Annotated in this window: 12 protein-coding genes and 1 pseudogene; 7 read left to right on the top strand and 6 right to left on the bottom strand. The window is 72.4% G+C overall.

Annotated elements, in window-relative coordinates; genetic code table 11:
- The first annotated feature begins 467 nt into the window (after positions 1-467).
- From xrtP to ACFQ3T_RS27130, 4 genes are all read left to right on the top strand, one after another.
- Complete coding sequence (gene xrtP, locus ACFQ3T_RS27145; RefSeq protein WP_380727251.1) at positions 468-947, top strand: exosortase P; 480 nt, start codon at positions 468-470, stop codon at positions 945-947.
- A gap of 178 nt (positions 948-1,125) precedes the next feature.
- A complete protein-coding gene (locus tag ACFQ3T_RS27140) occupies positions 1,126-2,436 on the top strand; it encodes a glycosyltransferase (RefSeq protein ID WP_380727255.1) in 1,311 nt (436 codons plus the stop codon).
- Between the two features lie 207 nt (positions 2,437-2,643).
- Positions 2,644-3,219 (top strand): biotin transporter BioY, encoded by a 576-nt coding sequence (locus ACFQ3T_RS27135; RefSeq protein ID WP_380727249.1) that lies wholly within the window; start codon positions 2,644-2,646, stop codon positions 3,217-3,219.
- A gap of 52 nt (positions 3,220-3,271) precedes the next feature.
- Positions 3,272-5,299 carry an ATP-dependent DNA helicase gene (locus tag ACFQ3T_RS27130; protein WP_380727247.1) on the top strand — a complete coding sequence of 676 codons (2,028 nt, stop codon included), beginning with the start codon at positions 3,272-3,274 and terminating at the stop codon, positions 5,297-5,299.
- Here ACFQ3T_RS27130 and ACFQ3T_RS27125 read toward each other — a convergent pair.
- The 6 genes from ACFQ3T_RS27125 to ACFQ3T_RS27100 form a co-directional block, all read right to left on the bottom strand.
- Positions 5,296-6,705: a phospholipase D-like domain-containing protein gene (locus tag ACFQ3T_RS27125; protein ID WP_380727245.1), complete on the bottom strand. Its 1,410-nt coding sequence runs from the start codon at positions 6,703-6,705 to the stop codon at positions 5,296-5,298. The genes ACFQ3T_RS27130 and ACFQ3T_RS27125 overlap by 4 nt on opposite strands.
- A gap of 30 nt (positions 6,706-6,735) precedes the next feature.
- A complete protein-coding gene (locus tag ACFQ3T_RS27120; protein WP_380727253.1) occupies positions 6,736-7,416 on the bottom strand; it encodes a peptidyl-tRNA hydrolase in 681 nt (226 codons plus the stop codon).
- Between the two features lie 14 nt (positions 7,417-7,430).
- Positions 7,431-8,657, bottom strand: coding sequence for a phosphoserine phosphatase SerB (gene serB / locus ACFQ3T_RS27115; protein ID WP_380727243.1), 1,227 nt, complete (start codon positions 8,655-8,657; stop codon positions 7,431-7,433).
- 105 nt (positions 8,658-8,762) lie between these two features.
- Positions 8,763-10,550 (bottom strand): aa3-type cytochrome oxidase subunit I, encoded by a 1,788-nt coding sequence (gene ctaD / locus ACFQ3T_RS27110; RefSeq protein WP_380727240.1) that lies wholly within the window; start codon positions 10,548-10,550, stop codon positions 8,763-8,765.
- Positions 10,551-10,893: 343 nt separating this feature from the next.
- Complete coding sequence (locus ACFQ3T_RS27105) at positions 10,894-11,787, bottom strand: hypothetical protein (protein WP_380727238.1); 894 nt, start codon at positions 11,785-11,787, stop codon at positions 10,894-10,896.
- A 95-nt stretch (positions 11,788-11,882) separates the two neighbouring features.
- Entirely contained in the window at positions 11,883-12,668 is a 786-nt protein-coding gene (locus ACFQ3T_RS27100; RefSeq protein WP_380727236.1) for a hypothetical protein, read from the bottom strand.
- Between the two features lie 138 nt (positions 12,669-12,806).
- Between ACFQ3T_RS27100 and ACFQ3T_RS27095 the strand changes: the two genes are divergently transcribed.
- The 3 genes and pseudogenes from ACFQ3T_RS27095 to ACFQ3T_RS27085 form a co-directional block, all read left to right on the top strand.
- On the top strand, positions 12,807-13,565 hold the full coding sequence (locus ACFQ3T_RS27095; RefSeq protein WP_380727234.1) for a phosphotransferase: 759 nt from the start codon (positions 12,807-12,809) through the stop codon (positions 13,563-13,565).
- 22 nt (positions 13,566-13,587) lie between these two features.
- The gene (locus tag ACFQ3T_RS27090) at positions 13,588-14,268 is read left to right on the top strand and encodes a response regulator (protein WP_380727232.1); all 681 of its coding nucleotides are present in this window, start codon (positions 13,588-13,590) and stop codon (positions 14,266-14,268) included.
- Positions 14,265-14,613: pseudogene (locus tag ACFQ3T_RS27085) on the top strand (two-component sensor histidine kinase); the annotation flags it as partial. The gene ACFQ3T_RS27090 and the pseudogene ACFQ3T_RS27085, both read left to right, overlap by 4 nt.

Raw genomic sequence — 14,613 nt, 5'->3', positions numbered from 1 at the left:
CGAGGCGTCGCCGGGCGCCGCCGAGGCGGGCGCGGCGCCGACCACCAGCGCCGCGACGGCGACCAGTCCGGCCACCGCGGCGCGACGCGTCATTCGCACACGCATGGAGCTCCTTTCTCGGGTCGAGCTAGGGGGTGTGGCGTCGTCGGGCCGCTGCGCGGTTGGCAGGGGTGCGAAAGGCAGGTCTCGCCACATTTGTCGAGCAATTGCCCCTATCGGCGTTCCACCCGTCGAATTAAGGGTTACTGACCGTAAAGAGGGACGGCGTCCACTCGAATCGCCCAATCGTGGGCACCGAACGTGGGTTTTCGGCCGGCGTTCCCGGCACGTTGTCACTCGATCCGGGGGTGAGGATCGCCGTACGCCCGTCCGATGACCTCCAAGCAGCCCTATCGGGCGATCCCCGATCAACGGAAAGGAATCGTTCAGTGGCGCTTGCCGTGCCCCGTCCCTCACACCTCAACCGGGTGATCGTCGTCGCACTGGTCGTGGCCGCGGCCGGCCTCGTGTTGGCGCACCGGGCCTACCGGACGGCCGAGATCGCGCTGTCCGGCCTCCTGCTCGACGCGCTCAGCACCGACGGCGTGGAGGTGGTCGCCGCACGGCAGACCGTCTACTTCGGCCTCGGCTCGGACACCCCGCTCGGCCTGCGGATGACGCCGGAGTGCACGTCGGCGTTCCTGGTCCTGCCGCTGCTGGTGGTCGGCGCGGTGATGATCGCGCTGCGGCCGCGGATCACCCGGCGGGTGCTGTTCGCGCTGGCCGTGGCCGCCGTCGCGGTGGTCGTGGTCAACCAGTTCCGGGTGCTCACGCTGGTGGGGCTGGTCGAGTGGCTGGGCGTGGACACCGGCTACTACTGGGGCCACACGCTGCTCGGCTCGATGGTGAGCGTGTTCGGCGGCGCGGCCGCGCTGGTCGCGTTCGTGTGGTTGGCGACGCGGAAGTGAGGCGCACCGCTGCCGTGCCCGCGACCGCTGTGCCCGCCGCCGTTGTGCCCGCCGCCGTTGTGCGCACCGCCGCCGTGCCCGCGACCGCCGTGCCCGCCGCCGTCGTCCCTGCCGCCGGCGGGGAGGCGCCGTGAGCCTCGACGTCGTCCTGGGGTTCACCCAGGCGTTGGCGCTGACGATGAGCGTCGCGTTCCTGACCTACGTGTTCCTGATCGTCGTCCCGTACCTGCGGTACCGGCCGAGGCCCGTCGGGGAGGCCGCCGCGTTCGAGTGGCACTTCCTGGTGCCGTGCCGCGACGAGGAGGCCGTCATCGGCGGCACCGTGCGCTACCTGCGCGACGCGTTCCCCATCGCGCACGTGTGGGTCATCGACGACGACTCCGACGACGGCACCGCGGCCGTCGTGCGCGGCTTCCGGGGCGACCGGAACGTCCACCTCGTGCGCCGCCACCGCCCGCACGCCCGCACCGGCAAGGGAGACGCGCTCAACGACGCCTACCGGACGTTGAAGCTCTGGATGGGACGGCACGCCGACGCGGACCGGGCCGTGGTCGTCGTGGTGGACGCGGACGGCCGGCCGGCGCGCAACTGCCTGGAGGTGTGCGCGGCGGACCACCTGTTCGGCGACGCCGAGGTCGGCGCGGTGCAGGTGGACGTGCGGATGGTGAACGCGGGCGTGCGGCAGGTGGGCGTGCCGCGGTGGCGCGGGTTCCTCGGCGACGTGCTGGTGCGGATGCAGGACCTGGAGTTCCGCACCGCGATCGCGGCCATCCAGCTGTCGCGCGGCGTCACCGGCACGATCTCGATGGGCGGCAACGGCCAGTTCACCCGGCTGTCGGCGCTCGACTCGATCGCCGGGCGGCTCGGGCAGCCGTGGCGCGGGTCGCTGCTGGAGGACTTCGAGCTGGGCGTGCACCTGCTGACGGCGGGGTGGCGCACCGGCTTCACCCTGGACACGCACGTGCACCAGGAAGGGCTGTACAGCCTGCGGCGGTTCCTCGCCCAACGCACCCGCTGGGGCCAGGGCACCATGCAGTGCATGCGGTACGTGCGGCGGATCTGGGCCTCGCCGCACCTGTCCACGCTGGGCGCCGCCGAGATGATGTACTACCTGGCCCAGCCGTGGATGCAGCTGCTCGGCACGCTCATCTACCCGATCCCGCTCGTCCTGCTCGGCCACCGCGCCGTGACGACCCCGGGCGATGTGTGGGCGTGGTTCGCGGACGGCGCGTGGGTCCTGTTCACCGTCTACGGGCTGTTCGGCCTGCTGCCGTTCGTGCTGTGGGGGCCGGTGTACCGCAAGCGATGCGAGCCGGGGGTCGGCCTCGGGCGGGCGATCGGGTACGGGTTCGCGTACGCGCTCTACATCTACACGTTCTACATCACGTCGTGGCGTGCGCTGAGCAGGCTGGTGCGCGGCCGCAACGGCTGGACGAAGACCCGGCGCAACACCGAGCGGGTCGCGCGCGGGGTCGCCCTCGACCACTGACGGCCGCCCGAGGTCGGCGACGACCACTGACGGCCGCTGACGGCCGGCTACGACCACGGCCGCCCGAGGTCGGCCACGACGGCTGACGGCCGCGCGGCGGGTTCGGGGTTCCCGCGTGAGATGGCCAACTTTGTAGAGGTTCGACAAAGACCGAACGAGTGATCGGCGGTTAACCTCCCGGAGAAGTCGATCCTCTGGGAGGTCCCCGTGTCCGTCCTCGCCGTTCCCGGCCGTCGCGCGGTGCTCGCCGACCTGGTCCCGGGTGCTCTCGCACGTGACATCGCCCTGGTCGTCGCGGGCGCCGGCCTGACCGGCCTCGCCGCCCAGGTCGCGCTGCCGGTGCCGGGCAGCCCCGTGCCGCTCACCGGTCAGACGTTCGCCGCGCTGCTGGTGGGCGCCGCCCTCGGGTGGCAGCGCGGTGGCGCGTCGATGGTGCTCTACCTGATCGCCGGCGTGGCCGGTGTCCCGTGGTTCCAGGGCGGCTCGTCGGGCATGCCCGCGTCGCTCGGGTACGTGGTCGGTTTCGTGTTCGCGGGCGCGCTCGTCGGCCACCTGGCCGCCCGCGGCGGCGACCGGACGCCGTTGCGCACGGTCGGCACGATGGCGGTCGGCAACCTGGTGATCTACGCGTGCGGCGTGCCCTACCTGATGGCCGCCGCCGGGGTGGGTCTCGGCAAGGCGCTCCAGCTCGGCGTGACGCCGTTCCTGCTCGGCGACGCGCTCAAGATCGCCCTCGCCGCCGGCCTGCTGCCCGCCGCCTGGGCGCTCGTCAACCGCAAGTAGCGTCGGCCGGGTCCGACCCGAATCGACGGGGTGGGCGGGTACGGTCTTCGCCGTGCCCGCCACCACCGCCATCCCCGACACCCGCACGTTGCTCGCCGTCGCCGTCGAGGCGGTCGGCGGGGCCGAACGCCGGGGTCAGGTCGACATGGCCGAGGCGGTCGAGCGGGCGATCCGGACCGGCGAGCACCTGGCCGTGCAGGCGGGCACCGGGACGGGCAAGTCGCTGGCGTACCTGGTGCCGTCGCTGCGGCACGCCGTGGCCGAGGAGTCGACCGTCGTCATCTCCACCGCCACGATCGCGCTGCAACGCCAGCTCGTGGACCGCGACCTGCCCCGGCTGGCCAAGGCGCTGAAGAAGGAGCTCGGTCGCGAGCCGCGGTTCGCGATCCTGAAGGGCCGCCGCAACTACCTGTGCATGCACCGGCTGCACACCGGCGCCCCGGACGAGCCGGAGGACGCGGGCCTGTTCGACCCGTTCGCGGTGTCCAAGATGGGCCGCGAGGTCAAGCGGCTGCACGAGTGGTCGTCCGACACCGAGACCGGTGACCGGGACGAACTCGTGCCCGGCGTCACCGACCAGGCGTGGCGGCAGGTCTCCGTGACGGCCCGCGAGTGCCTCGGCGTGAACAAGTGCCCGATCGGCGTCGACTGCTTCGCCGAGCGGGCGCGGGCCGAGGCGGGCCGGGCGGACGTCGTGGTGACGAACCACGCGATGCTCGCCGTGGACGCCCTGGAGGGCTACCAGGTGCTGCCCGACCACGACGTCGTCGTGATCGACGAGGCGCACGACCTGGTCGACCGGGTCACGTCGGTCGCGACGGAGGAGCTGAGCGCGTCCCTGGTGGCGACCGCCGCGCGCCGGTGCGGGCGGCTGATCGACCAGGGCGTCGCCGACCGGATGGCCGAGGCGAGCGACGGCCTCGCGATGATCCTCGAAGAGCTGCCGGTGGGCCGGCTGGACAGCCTGCCGCAGGCCCTCGCCGGCGCCGTGCGGGCCACCAAGGACGCAGCGCACGCGTGCATCACGTCCCTGGGCCCGGAGCGCAAGGAGGACGTGGACGGCGCGACGTCCCGCAAGCTCGCCCTGTCCCTGCTGGACGACGTGCACGACTGCGCCGCGCGCATCCTGGCCGCTTTCGACGAGGACCACGACGTGGTGTGGGTGTCGGGCGACTTCGCCGACCGGAACAAGCCGCCGTCGCTGCGGGTCGCGCCGCTCGGCGTCGGCGGGCTGCTGCGCGAGCGGCTGTTCGGCAAGCGCACCACGATCCTGACGTCGGCGACGCTGACGCTCGGCGGCACGTTCGACACGCTGGCGCGGCAGTGGGGGCTGCCGGCGTCGTCGAACGCGAAGAAGGCCGAGGGCGCGGCGACCGACAAGGAGCCGCCGTCGGACGCGGGCGGCCCGCGGTGGACCGGCCTCGACGTCGGGTCGCCGTTCGAGCACGGCAGCAGCGGCATCCTGTACGTGGCCCGGCACCTGCCGCCGCCGGGACGTGACGGCCTGCCACCGTCCTACGTGGACGAGATCGAGGGCCTGGTCAACGCGGCGGGCGGCCGCACGCTCGGCCTGTTCTCGTCGATGCGCGCGGCCAAGGCGGCGGCCGAGGCGTTGCGCGGCAAGGTCGACTACCCCGTGCTGTGCCAGGGCGACGACGCCACCGGCCAGCTGGTCAAGCGGTTCGCCGAGGACGCGGAGACGTGCCTGTTCGGCACGTTGTCGCTGTGGCAGGGCGTGGACGTGCCGGGGCCCGCGCTGCAACTGGTCGTGATGGACCGCATCCCGTTCCCGCGCCCGGACGACCCGCTGGCGTCGGCCCGGCAGAAGGCCGTGGAATCGCGCGGCGGCAACGGTTTCCTCACCGTCGCCGCCACCCACGCGGCCCTGCTGCTCGCCCAGGGCGCCGGGCGACTGCTGAGGTCGATGAACGACAAGGGCGTGGTCGCCGTCCTCGACCCGCGCCTCGCGACGGCCCGGTACGGCGGCTTCCTGCGCGCCTCGCTGCCGCCGTTCTGGACGACCTACGACCCGGAGGTCGTGCGGGCGGCGCTGAAGCGCCTCGACGCGGCGAGCGCCTAGCCGTCCACCAGCAGGCCACGCAGCGGGCCTTGGAGGCGGCCGGCGCGGCGGGAGACGCCCGGCAGGGCGGTGACGCGGTGCTCGCCGGAGGCGTCGAGGGTGCCGCGCCACAACCGGTCGACGACCTCGTGCGCCGGGCCGGAGACGTCGTCCACCGGGCACTGGAGGTGCTCGGACCACAGCCGCAGGCGGGTGTCGCGGGTGATCTCGGCGTCGTCCGTCACGACGTTGACCTCGGTGTCGTTGAACAGCGAGTGCTCGTTGAGGTTGGCCGAGCCGAGGCTGAGCCAGCGGTCGTCCACGATCGCCAGCTTGGCGTGCACGTACACCGAGGACGACTTCGCGCCGTCGTGCGACGAGAGGGTCGCGGCGACCAGGCGGTGGTTGCCGTCGTCCGCGTCGAGCAGCCGGCCCAGCTGGCCGCGGGTGGTGTCGGCGCCGTTGCTGGGCTTGCGCGGCAGCACGAGCACGACGCGGAAGTCCGGGTGCGGCGGGTTGCGGAGCTTGTCGAGCAGGATCTCGGTCACCTCGGGCGACCAGAGGAACTGGTTCTCGATGTAGACCAGCCGTGACGCGGCCCGCAGCGCCCGCAGGTACGAGTCCAGCAGGCTGAACTCGCCGTCCGGGATGAAGTCGTAGGTGCGCTCGGGGATCGTCCGCACGAGCTGCGCCGACGACGAGCCCGCGGGCGGCGGCGGGGTGACCGGGGGCAGCTCCTCCTTCGCGATCTCCTGCCACCGCGCCCGGAAGTGCTCGGCCACGTCGGCGACGATCGGTCCTTCCAGGCGCGTGCCGAGGTCGTGCCAGCCCAGCGGCTCGCGCGGCGGGTGGGTCGGCGTGTCGTGCCGGTCGCCCTCCACGGCGGTCAGGTCCATCCCACCGACGAACGCGATCTCGTCGTCCACCACCACGATCTTCTCGTGGTGGCAGTGCAGCGTCCGCTCGCGCGCGTCGATCTCGCACCGCACCGCGCTGTCACGGGTGAACTCGCGCCGGCTCGCCAGCACCCGCTTGCGGGTCGGCTCGAACATCGGCACCGGCGGACCGGCCCACAGCAGCACCCGCACGGGCACCCGCTCGGCGGCCGACGCCAGCAGCTCCCGCAACGTCGGCGAGCCGGGCTCGCGGGTCAGCCGGAAGTCGGGGCTGGCGCACCAGCCCGCCAGGTGCACGGACTTCCGCGCCGACCCGATCGCCTCGGCGATGGCGGGCAGCACCTCGTGCCCGTCGACCAGCACCCGCACCCGGTTGCCGGTGCGCACCGGTCGCCGGGGCGTCCACCAGCCGGACTCGGAGCCGAACACGGCGCCCCAGCCCAGTTTGCGCAACCGTCTCGCGTGGTGCGCGCACAGGAGGTTCTCCAGCCCGTCACCGAGCTTCTCGTCCAGCACGTCCAACAGGCCCACGCCGGGGATGGTTACCGCAAACGGGGCAGGTCAAACGTTGACGGCCACCGTGGCGGTGCCGGGCGCGACCTCCGTGTAGCCGGCGTCCCGCACCAGCACGACGCCCGGACGGGCCACCAGCGCGTCCCAGGCCTCCTTCGACGGCGTGCGCACGGCGCACCGGTAGTCGGCCGCCGCCCACTCCTTCAGCTCGGCCTCGGACAGGTGCGGCGCGAGCAGCATCGACGCGTGCCCGACCTGCGCGGCGGCCTTGCCTGCCGTCATCTCGACCCGCGGGTTGAGCCACAGCTCGTACGCGCCCGCGGGCACCGGGCCGGGGGTGTCGGGCGGGAGCTCGCTGCCGGAGATCTGCAACCGGCTCAGCTCCTTGGGCAGGTCGCCGACCCGGCCGGGCACGAACGCCCGCACCGACGCGCCGCCCACCGTGATCGTCACGCCCGGCAACGCCTGCACGGCGTCCCAGTGCGCGCCACGCGCCCGCCGGGACACCTTGCGGATGCGCCCGCGCACCCACGCCACCACGTCGTCGTGCCACTCGCCGCCCGGCTCGGCGCGCTCGTCGAGGCACACCGCGATCGCCGCGGCCGCCGCCGCCTCCAGCACGTCCGTGCGGGACGGCGGCGCGGACCGCTCGATCCGCAGCACCACGGGCATCGCCCGCACCGACGCCGGGTCCTCCGGGTCGTCGTCGTAGTGCCGGTCCACCAGCATCCGCAGGATCGGGTTCACAGCCGGTTCAGCTCCAGACCGTCCGCCGCGTCCGCGGCCTCCACCTCGGCCCGCGTCACGCCGAGCACGAACAGCACCGCGTCGAGGAACGGGTGCGACAGGGCGGTGTCCGCGACCTCCCGCAACGCGGGCTTCGCGTTGAACGCGATGCCCAGCCCGGCCGCGCCGAGCATGTCGATGTCGTTGGCGCCGTCGCCGACGGCCACCGTCTGCGCCAGCGTGATCCCCTGCTCGTCCGCGAACCGCCGCAGCGCCACCGCCTTGCCCGCCCGGTCCACCACCTCGCCGACGACCCGGCCCGTCAGCTTGCCGTCGACGACCTCGAGCTCGTTCGCCGCGCAGAAGTCCAGCCCCAGGTCGTCCACGAGCCGCTGGATGACCCGGGTGAACCCGCCGGACACCACGCCGCAGCGGAAGCCGAGCCGCTTCAACGTCCGCACCGTCGTGCGCGCGCCGGCCGTCAGCTCCAACGACGCCGCGACCTCGTCCAGCACCGACTCGTCGAGGCCCTCCAGCAACGCCACCCGCCGCCGCAGCGACTCGGTGAAGTCCAGCTCCCCGCGCATCGCCGCGTCGGTGATCTCCTTGACCTGCGGCTCCACGCCGACGTGCGCGGCCAGCATCTCGATCACCTCGCCCTGGATGAGCGTGGAGTCGACGTCGAACACGACGAGCCGCTTCGCCCGGCGGGTCAGCCCCGCCCGTTCCACCGCGATGTCCAGCCCGCCGCGCACCGCCACCTCGGCCAGCGCCGACCGCAGCTGCGCGTCGCTCGCCGGCGTGTCCTCGGCTACGGAAACCCGCAGTTCGAGACCGGTGACGGGGTAGTCGGCCACGCCGCGGATCGCGTCGATGTTCACGCCGAGCGACGCCAGCCGGCGGGCCACCTCGGTGAACGCGCGGGCCGTCATGGGCCGGCCGATGAGGATCAGCACGTGGCTCGACTCCAGCCGCGCGGTGCGCTTCGAGTCGGCGCCGATCTCCACCTCGACGTGCATCGACACCGTCGCCATGGCCTGCTCGACGGCCTCCTGCAGCCCTTCCGGGTCGCGGTCGGCGGCGACGAGCACGCCGAGCACCAACCGGCCGCGGATGACGACCTGCTCGACGTCGAGGATCTCCACGCCGTGCCGCGTGAGCACCGCGAACAGGACCGAGGACACCCCCGGCTTGTCCGGTCCGGTGACCGTGATCAGGACGGGCGTGGCGCTGGGCTTGGTCACTGATGGCTCCTATGCCAGACAGCGGCGAGCCCCGACGACCTGGCCGAGAGGATCGGACACTGGTCGTCGGGGCTCGTCGGTGAACCTGCGCTCAGGTTACAAGCGTCACTTGTGGTCGCCCTCGGTGTCCTCCGAGGCGGTGCCCTTCTGCACGGCCGCGGCGGCCAGCTCCGACGGCGCGGGCTTGGCGTCCTCGTGCGCGATGGGCTTGCCGGTGAACGTCACGTGCGCCTCGCTGTGCAGCCGCTCGACCATGTGCGGGTAGTGCAGCTCGAACGCGGGACGCGCCGACCGGATGCGCGGCAGCTCGGTGAAGTTGTGCCGCGGCGGCGGGCACGACGTCGCCCACTCCAGCGAGTTGCCGAAGCCCCACGGGTCGTCCACGTGCACGGTCTCGCCGTAGCGGTAGGACTTGAAGACGTTCCAGATGAACGGCAGCGTGGACGCGCCCAGGACGTACGCGCCGATCGTGGAGATCGTGTTCAGCGTGGTGAAGCCGTCGCTGGGCAGGTAGTCCGCGTACCGGCGCGGCATTCCCTCGTTGCCCAGCCAGTGCTGCACCAGGAACGTGGCGTGGAAGCCGAGGAACGTGGTCCAGAAGTGGAGCTTGCCCAGCGGCTCGTCCATCATCCGGCCGGTGATCTTCGGGAACCAGAAGTAGATGCCCGCGAACGTGGCGAACACGATCGTGCCGTACAGCACGTAGTGGAAGTGCGCGACCACGAAGTACGTGTCCGACACGTGGAAGTCGATCGCCGGCGCGGCCAGCAGGATGCCGGACAGGCCGCCGAAGAGGAACGTGACGATGAAGCCGATGCTGAACAGCATCGGGGTCTCGAACGTCAGCTGCCCCTTCCACATCGTGCCGATCCAGTTGAAGAACTTGATGCCGGTCGGAACGGCGATCAGGAACGTCATGAACGCGAAGAACGGCAGCAGCACCGCGCCGGTGGCGTACATGTGGTGCGCCCACACCGCCACGGACAGCGCCGCGATGCCCAGCGTCGCGTAGACGAGGCCGTTGTAGCCGAAGATCGGCTTGCGGCTGAACACCGGGAAGATCTCCGACACGATGCCGAAGAACGGCAGCGCGACGATGTAGACCTCGGGGTGCCCGAAGAACCAGAACAGGTGCTGCCACAGGATCACGCCGCCGTTGGCGGGGTCGAACACGTGCGCGCCGAGGTGCCGGTCGGCCAGCAGGCCGAGGAGCGCGGCGGTCAGGATCGGGAACGCCAGCAGCACCAGCACGGACGTCACCAGGATGTTCCAGGTGAAGATCGGCATGCGGAACATGGTCATGCCGGGCGCCCGGAGGCAGACCACGGTGGTGATCATGTTGACCGCGCCGAGGATGGTGCCGAGACCACCGACGACCAGGCCGGAGATCCACAGGTCGGCGCCGACGCCGGGCGAGTGGATGGCGTTCGACAGCGGGGTGTAGGCGAACCAGCCGAAGTCGGCCGCGCCACCCGGCGTGAGGAAGCCGCCCATCACGATCAGGCCGCCGAACAGGTACAGCCAGTACGAGAACGCGTTGAGGCGCGGGAACGCCACGTCCGGCGAGCCGATCTGGAGCGGCAGGATGAAGTTGGCGAAGCCGAACACGATGGGCGTCGCGTAGAGCAGCAGCATCACCGTGCCGTGCATGGTGAACAGCTGGTTGAACTGCTCCTGCGACAGGAACTGCATACCCGGGCGCGCCAGCTCGGTCCGCATCAACATGGCCATCGCGCCGCCCACCATGAAGAAGGCGAACGACGTGACCAGGTACATGATCCCGATCTGCTTGTGGTCCGTGGTGCGGAACATCCGCAGCAGGAACGAACCCTTGACCGCCTCGCGAGTCCCGAAGGGCCGCGTTGCGATCGGCTGCGGGGCTACGGCCGTCACGGTGCCTCCTGCACTGTCTGGTACTGGCAATGCCGGTGGGTGGCGCCGCCGGCTCAACGGATCGTAGACGGCGTCGTTCCGGGTGGTGCGCCTGGGCCGCCCCCTGGATCAAGTGAGGTAGCGCAGGTCACAGTGTTGGATGGCGCCGCCTTCGGCGTCGCGGCTCGGTCGCCTGGGGGTCGGTCGTTCACGTCCTCATTTCCCGACGATCGAAAAGCGTGATCGTCGGGAAATGAGGACGTGAACGACCGACGCGACCTCGCGTCGGTGCGGGTTGCCGTGGTTACGGCGGGTGAGGTTGGCCGCGGGTCGGCACCTGCTGCCGACCCGCGGTCCGTGGGCTCTAGCGGCGGATCAGGCCGCGGAGCTTGGGCGAGGCCACGAAGGCCGCGCCGGCGGCCACCAAGCCCAGGCCGACGAACAGCATCCAGCCGCCGTCGAAGCCGGTGTTGGCCAGGTCGTCGTCGTTCGCGCCCGCCGCGACGGCCGGGGCCGTCGTGGTGGTGGTCGGCGTGCCGGCGGCCGACTCGGTGGGCGTCGGGACGACCGACTCGGACTCGTCGGGGTTGTCGTCGGGGTTGTCGCCGGGGGTGTCACCAGGGGTGTCGCCGCCGGGGTTGTCGCCAGGGGTGTCACCGGGAGTGTCGCCCGGGTTGTCGCCGGGGTTCTCCTCGCCGGGGTTGTCGCCCGGGTTCTCCTCGCCCGGCTCCTCCGGCGTCGTGACCTTCTCGACGCAGAAGAACCAGTGGCTGATGTCGGCGGGAGAGCCGCTGGAGGTGGTCGGCGCGTGCAGCTCGGTCCAGTTCAGGTCGCCGAGCGGCTCGATGCCTTCCGGGGCGTCCACGAAGTAGACGTTGTAGGCGGGGCCGCCCTTCACCACGACACCGGTCACGGTGTAGCCCTCAAGGCCGCCCGTGATGGTGATCGACCTCTTCCCGTCGGCGGTGTGGGGCAGGGTCGGCGTCTTGGCGTCCTTGGGGTCGCCGTCCACCGCCGTGCCGGCCAGGCCGGCGGTCTTGCAGGCGTCGGGGTGGTTCCACTCCAGGTTCTTGTCGCCCATCACGGCGCGCTTGTCGCCCGGCTGACGGGTGTCGTTGCCGGTCGCCGAGGCTGTGCCGCCCAGGAGACCGCTGGTGGTCAGGGCGAGCAGCGTGGCTGCTCCGAATAGGCGGCGGGTGGTCATGCGCATGGTGCTGCTCCGCAGGGTTCGAGGGCTGACCGGTGGATCGAACCGCACCGGCCATCCCTCTATCGAGTTAGCCCATTGGCATGAAGCGGGTTGCCGTCTATTCGTTACGGGTTAGTGATGTTGAACCTTGTTCATGATCATGGTCAGCGGCGGGCGCGACGTCGGAACTTCGGCGCGAGGAGGGCGAGCGCACCCGCTCCGACCAGGGCAAGTCCGCCGAGGAGGAGCCACCAGCCGTTGAAGCCGGTGGTGGCGAGGTCGTCGTCCGAGCCGCCGACGCCGATCACGGCCGCCTTGGTCGTCGTGGTCGTGGTGACGGGGACGTGCCGGGTCGTCGTCGTGGTGGCGACGGCCGTGGTGGTCGTCGTCGTCGTCGGCACGGTGGTGGTGACGCCCGGAGTGGTCGGGACGGTGGTGGTGGTCGGGACGGTCGTCGTCGGCACGGTGGTGGTCGTCTTCGATGTCGTGGTCGTTGTGGTGGTCGTGGTGGTGGTGGTGGTGGTTGCCGGCGCCACGCAGACGAACCAGTGGCTGATGCCCGCGGGCTTGCCGCTCTCGTTGAGCGGCGCGTGCAGGTCGAGCCACGGCAGGACGCCGAGCGCGGCGGCCGTGTAGACGTTGTAGGCCGGACCGCCCTTCACCACGACGCCGGTGACGACCTGCCCCGGCGGGAACGCGGTGATGTCGATGTAGGTGCCGTCGGACGTGAACGTGCCGGCCGGCATCGCCGCTTCCTGGCCGGGGAGCCCCACTGCGGTGCACGCGTTGCCGGGCTGGCCGATGTCGATGTTGCCCTCGTGCGCGGTGGCGCGGGTGTCACCGGGCTGGGGTGGCGCGGCCTGGGCCGACGCGCCCGTCGCGAGCGCGGCCGCCACGATCACGGCCAGCAAGGGAACTGTTCCGAACAGGGTGCGAGATGCCGTGCGCATGGGAGCTCCACGTGGCTCGATGAGCTGTTCGGCCGATCACGATGATCCGCCGTCTGCTCTATCGTCTTGTGCCGTCCGGTTGATGCACTCCGATGCCAATCCGTTATGCACGTTCGGGTGGAATGTCAGGATGCAGGTGTGGAGACGTCCGCCGTGATCGCGCGAGTCCTGGTGGCGGCCCGTCGGCTGGGGTTGCCCGCCGACGACCCCGAGGTGCTGAAGGACGGCTACAACCTGCTCGTGCGGCTACGGCCGGCGCCGGTGGTGGCCCGCGTGGCGACGGTGACCGCGCTGGCCCGTGCCGACGTGCTCGGGCACTTCCGGCGGGCCGACGACCTGAGCCGGTTCCTGGCCGGGCGCGGTGTGCCGGTGGTGGAACCGCACGGGCCGGGGCCGGTGCGGCACGACGGGTTGGTGGTGGCGTTCGCCCGGCACGTCGGGCACGACCCGGACCGGCGGCCGGACCGGGCGTCGTTCGCCGCGATGCTGGCCGAGCTGCACGCCGAGCTGCGCCACTACCCCGGCCCGCTGCCCGAACGGGGTCCGCTGACCGACGTGGACGCGGCGTTGGCGCTGGTCGGACGGCCGGCGGAGCTGGTCGCCGCACGGGACGCGCTGGTGGCGCGGTGGCCGGACGCGCCCGTGCAGCCCCTGCACGGCGACGCGCACCCGCGCAACGTGCTCGTCACGCCGCGCGGTCCGGTGTGGAACGACTTCGAGGACGCCTGGCGCGGCCCGGTCGGGTGGGACGTGGCGTGCGCGGACGGCGTGTACGGCGAGCCGATCCCCTACCCGGCGGCGGACCTGGCGCACTGGCGGGAGCTGCGGGCGCTGTTCGGCGAGTGCTGGACGCGGGTGCGCGACCTTTACCGAACCCGAACGCGCTCGCGGCCCTGATCGCCGGTGTCGCCGTGCCACGATGCGCGGCGTGCCGGGACTCGTGCTGGTCGTGGAGGACGAACGCGCCATCGCCGACCTGGTGGGCCTCTACCTGCGGCGGGACGGGTTCGGGGTGCACGTGGAGTCGGACGGGCGGGCGGCGCTGGCCGCCGTGCGGCGGTTGCGGCCGGTGGCGGTGCTGCTGGACGTCGGCCTGCCGGGGCTGGACGGCGTCGAGGTGTGCCGGGCGATGCGCGCGGCGGGCGACTGGACGCCGGTCCTGTTCGTGACCGCGCGGGACGACGAGGTGGACCGGGTGCTCGGCTTGGAGCTGGGCGCGGACGACTACGTGACCAAGCCGTTCAGCCCGCGCGAGCTGGTGGCGCGGGTGCGCACCGTGCTGCGCCGCGGGACGCCGCCGGTGGAGGCGGTGCACGTGGTCGGCGACGTGCGGCTGGACGTCGACCGGCGGCGGGTGTGGGCCGGCGACGTCGAGGTGGCGCTGACGTCGACCGAGTTCGACCTGCTGGCCCACCTGATGCGCCACCCGGGGCGGGTGTTCGAGCGGGAGCAGCTGCTGAGCGCGGTGTGGGGTTACGCGGCGGCGGCCGGCACGCGGACCGTGGACGTCCACGTGGCGCAGCTGCGGGCGAAGCTCGGCGACCGCAGTCCGATCAGGACCGTGCGCGGGGTCGGGTACTCGGCGGAGGCGTCGCCGTGACGGCCCGGACCAGCCTCGCGTTCCGCGTCACGGCCCTGTGCCTGGCCGTCGCCGCGGTCGCGGTCGTCGTGGCGGGGCTCGTCTCGGCCCGGCTCGTGCTCACGGCCTCGCGCGAGGTGGCCCGCGAGGCGCTGGCGGACCAGGCGGACGTGGTGGCCGGGCAGCTCGGCGAGGCGGGTCGGCCCGGTCGGGCACGGGTGGTCGAGGTGTTGCGCGGGCAGGGCATCGCGGTGGTCCTCGTCGTGCCGGACGGCGCGCTGGACGCCGAGGTGGAGGCGGTGCGGGCCGTGCGGGCGACGGGCGGCACGTCCGGCCGGGTCGGCACGCGGCTCGTGGAGGCGCGGG

Source organism: Saccharothrix hoggarensis, from assembly GCF_042678885.1.
In the GTDB taxonomy this organism is placed as follows: domain Bacteria; phylum Actinomycetota; class Actinomycetes; order Mycobacteriales; family Pseudonocardiaceae; genus Actinosynnema; species Actinosynnema hoggarensis.
The sequence above is the reverse complement of the archived record's forward strand: the minus strand, read 5'-3'. Positions and strand labels throughout refer to the sequence as shown.

Excerpts from the sequence above, each read along its gene's own strand:
- ACFQ3T_RS27140 (WP_380727255.1), top strand. The coding sequence starts at position 1,126 with ATGAGCGTCGCGTTCCTGACCTACGTGTTCCTGATCGTCGTCCCGTAC.
- ACFQ3T_RS27120 (WP_380727253.1), bottom strand. The coding sequence starts at position 7,416 with ATGCTGGTGGACCGGCACTACGACGACGACCCGGAGGACCCGGCGTCG.
- ACFQ3T_RS27100 (WP_380727236.1), bottom strand. The coding sequence starts at position 12,668 with ATGCGCACGGCATCTCGCACCCTGTTCGGAACAGTTCCCTTGCTGGCC.
- ACFQ3T_RS27090 (WP_380727232.1), top strand. The coding sequence starts at position 13,588 with ATGCGCGGCGTGCCGGGACTCGTGCTGGTCGTGGAGGACGAACGCGCC.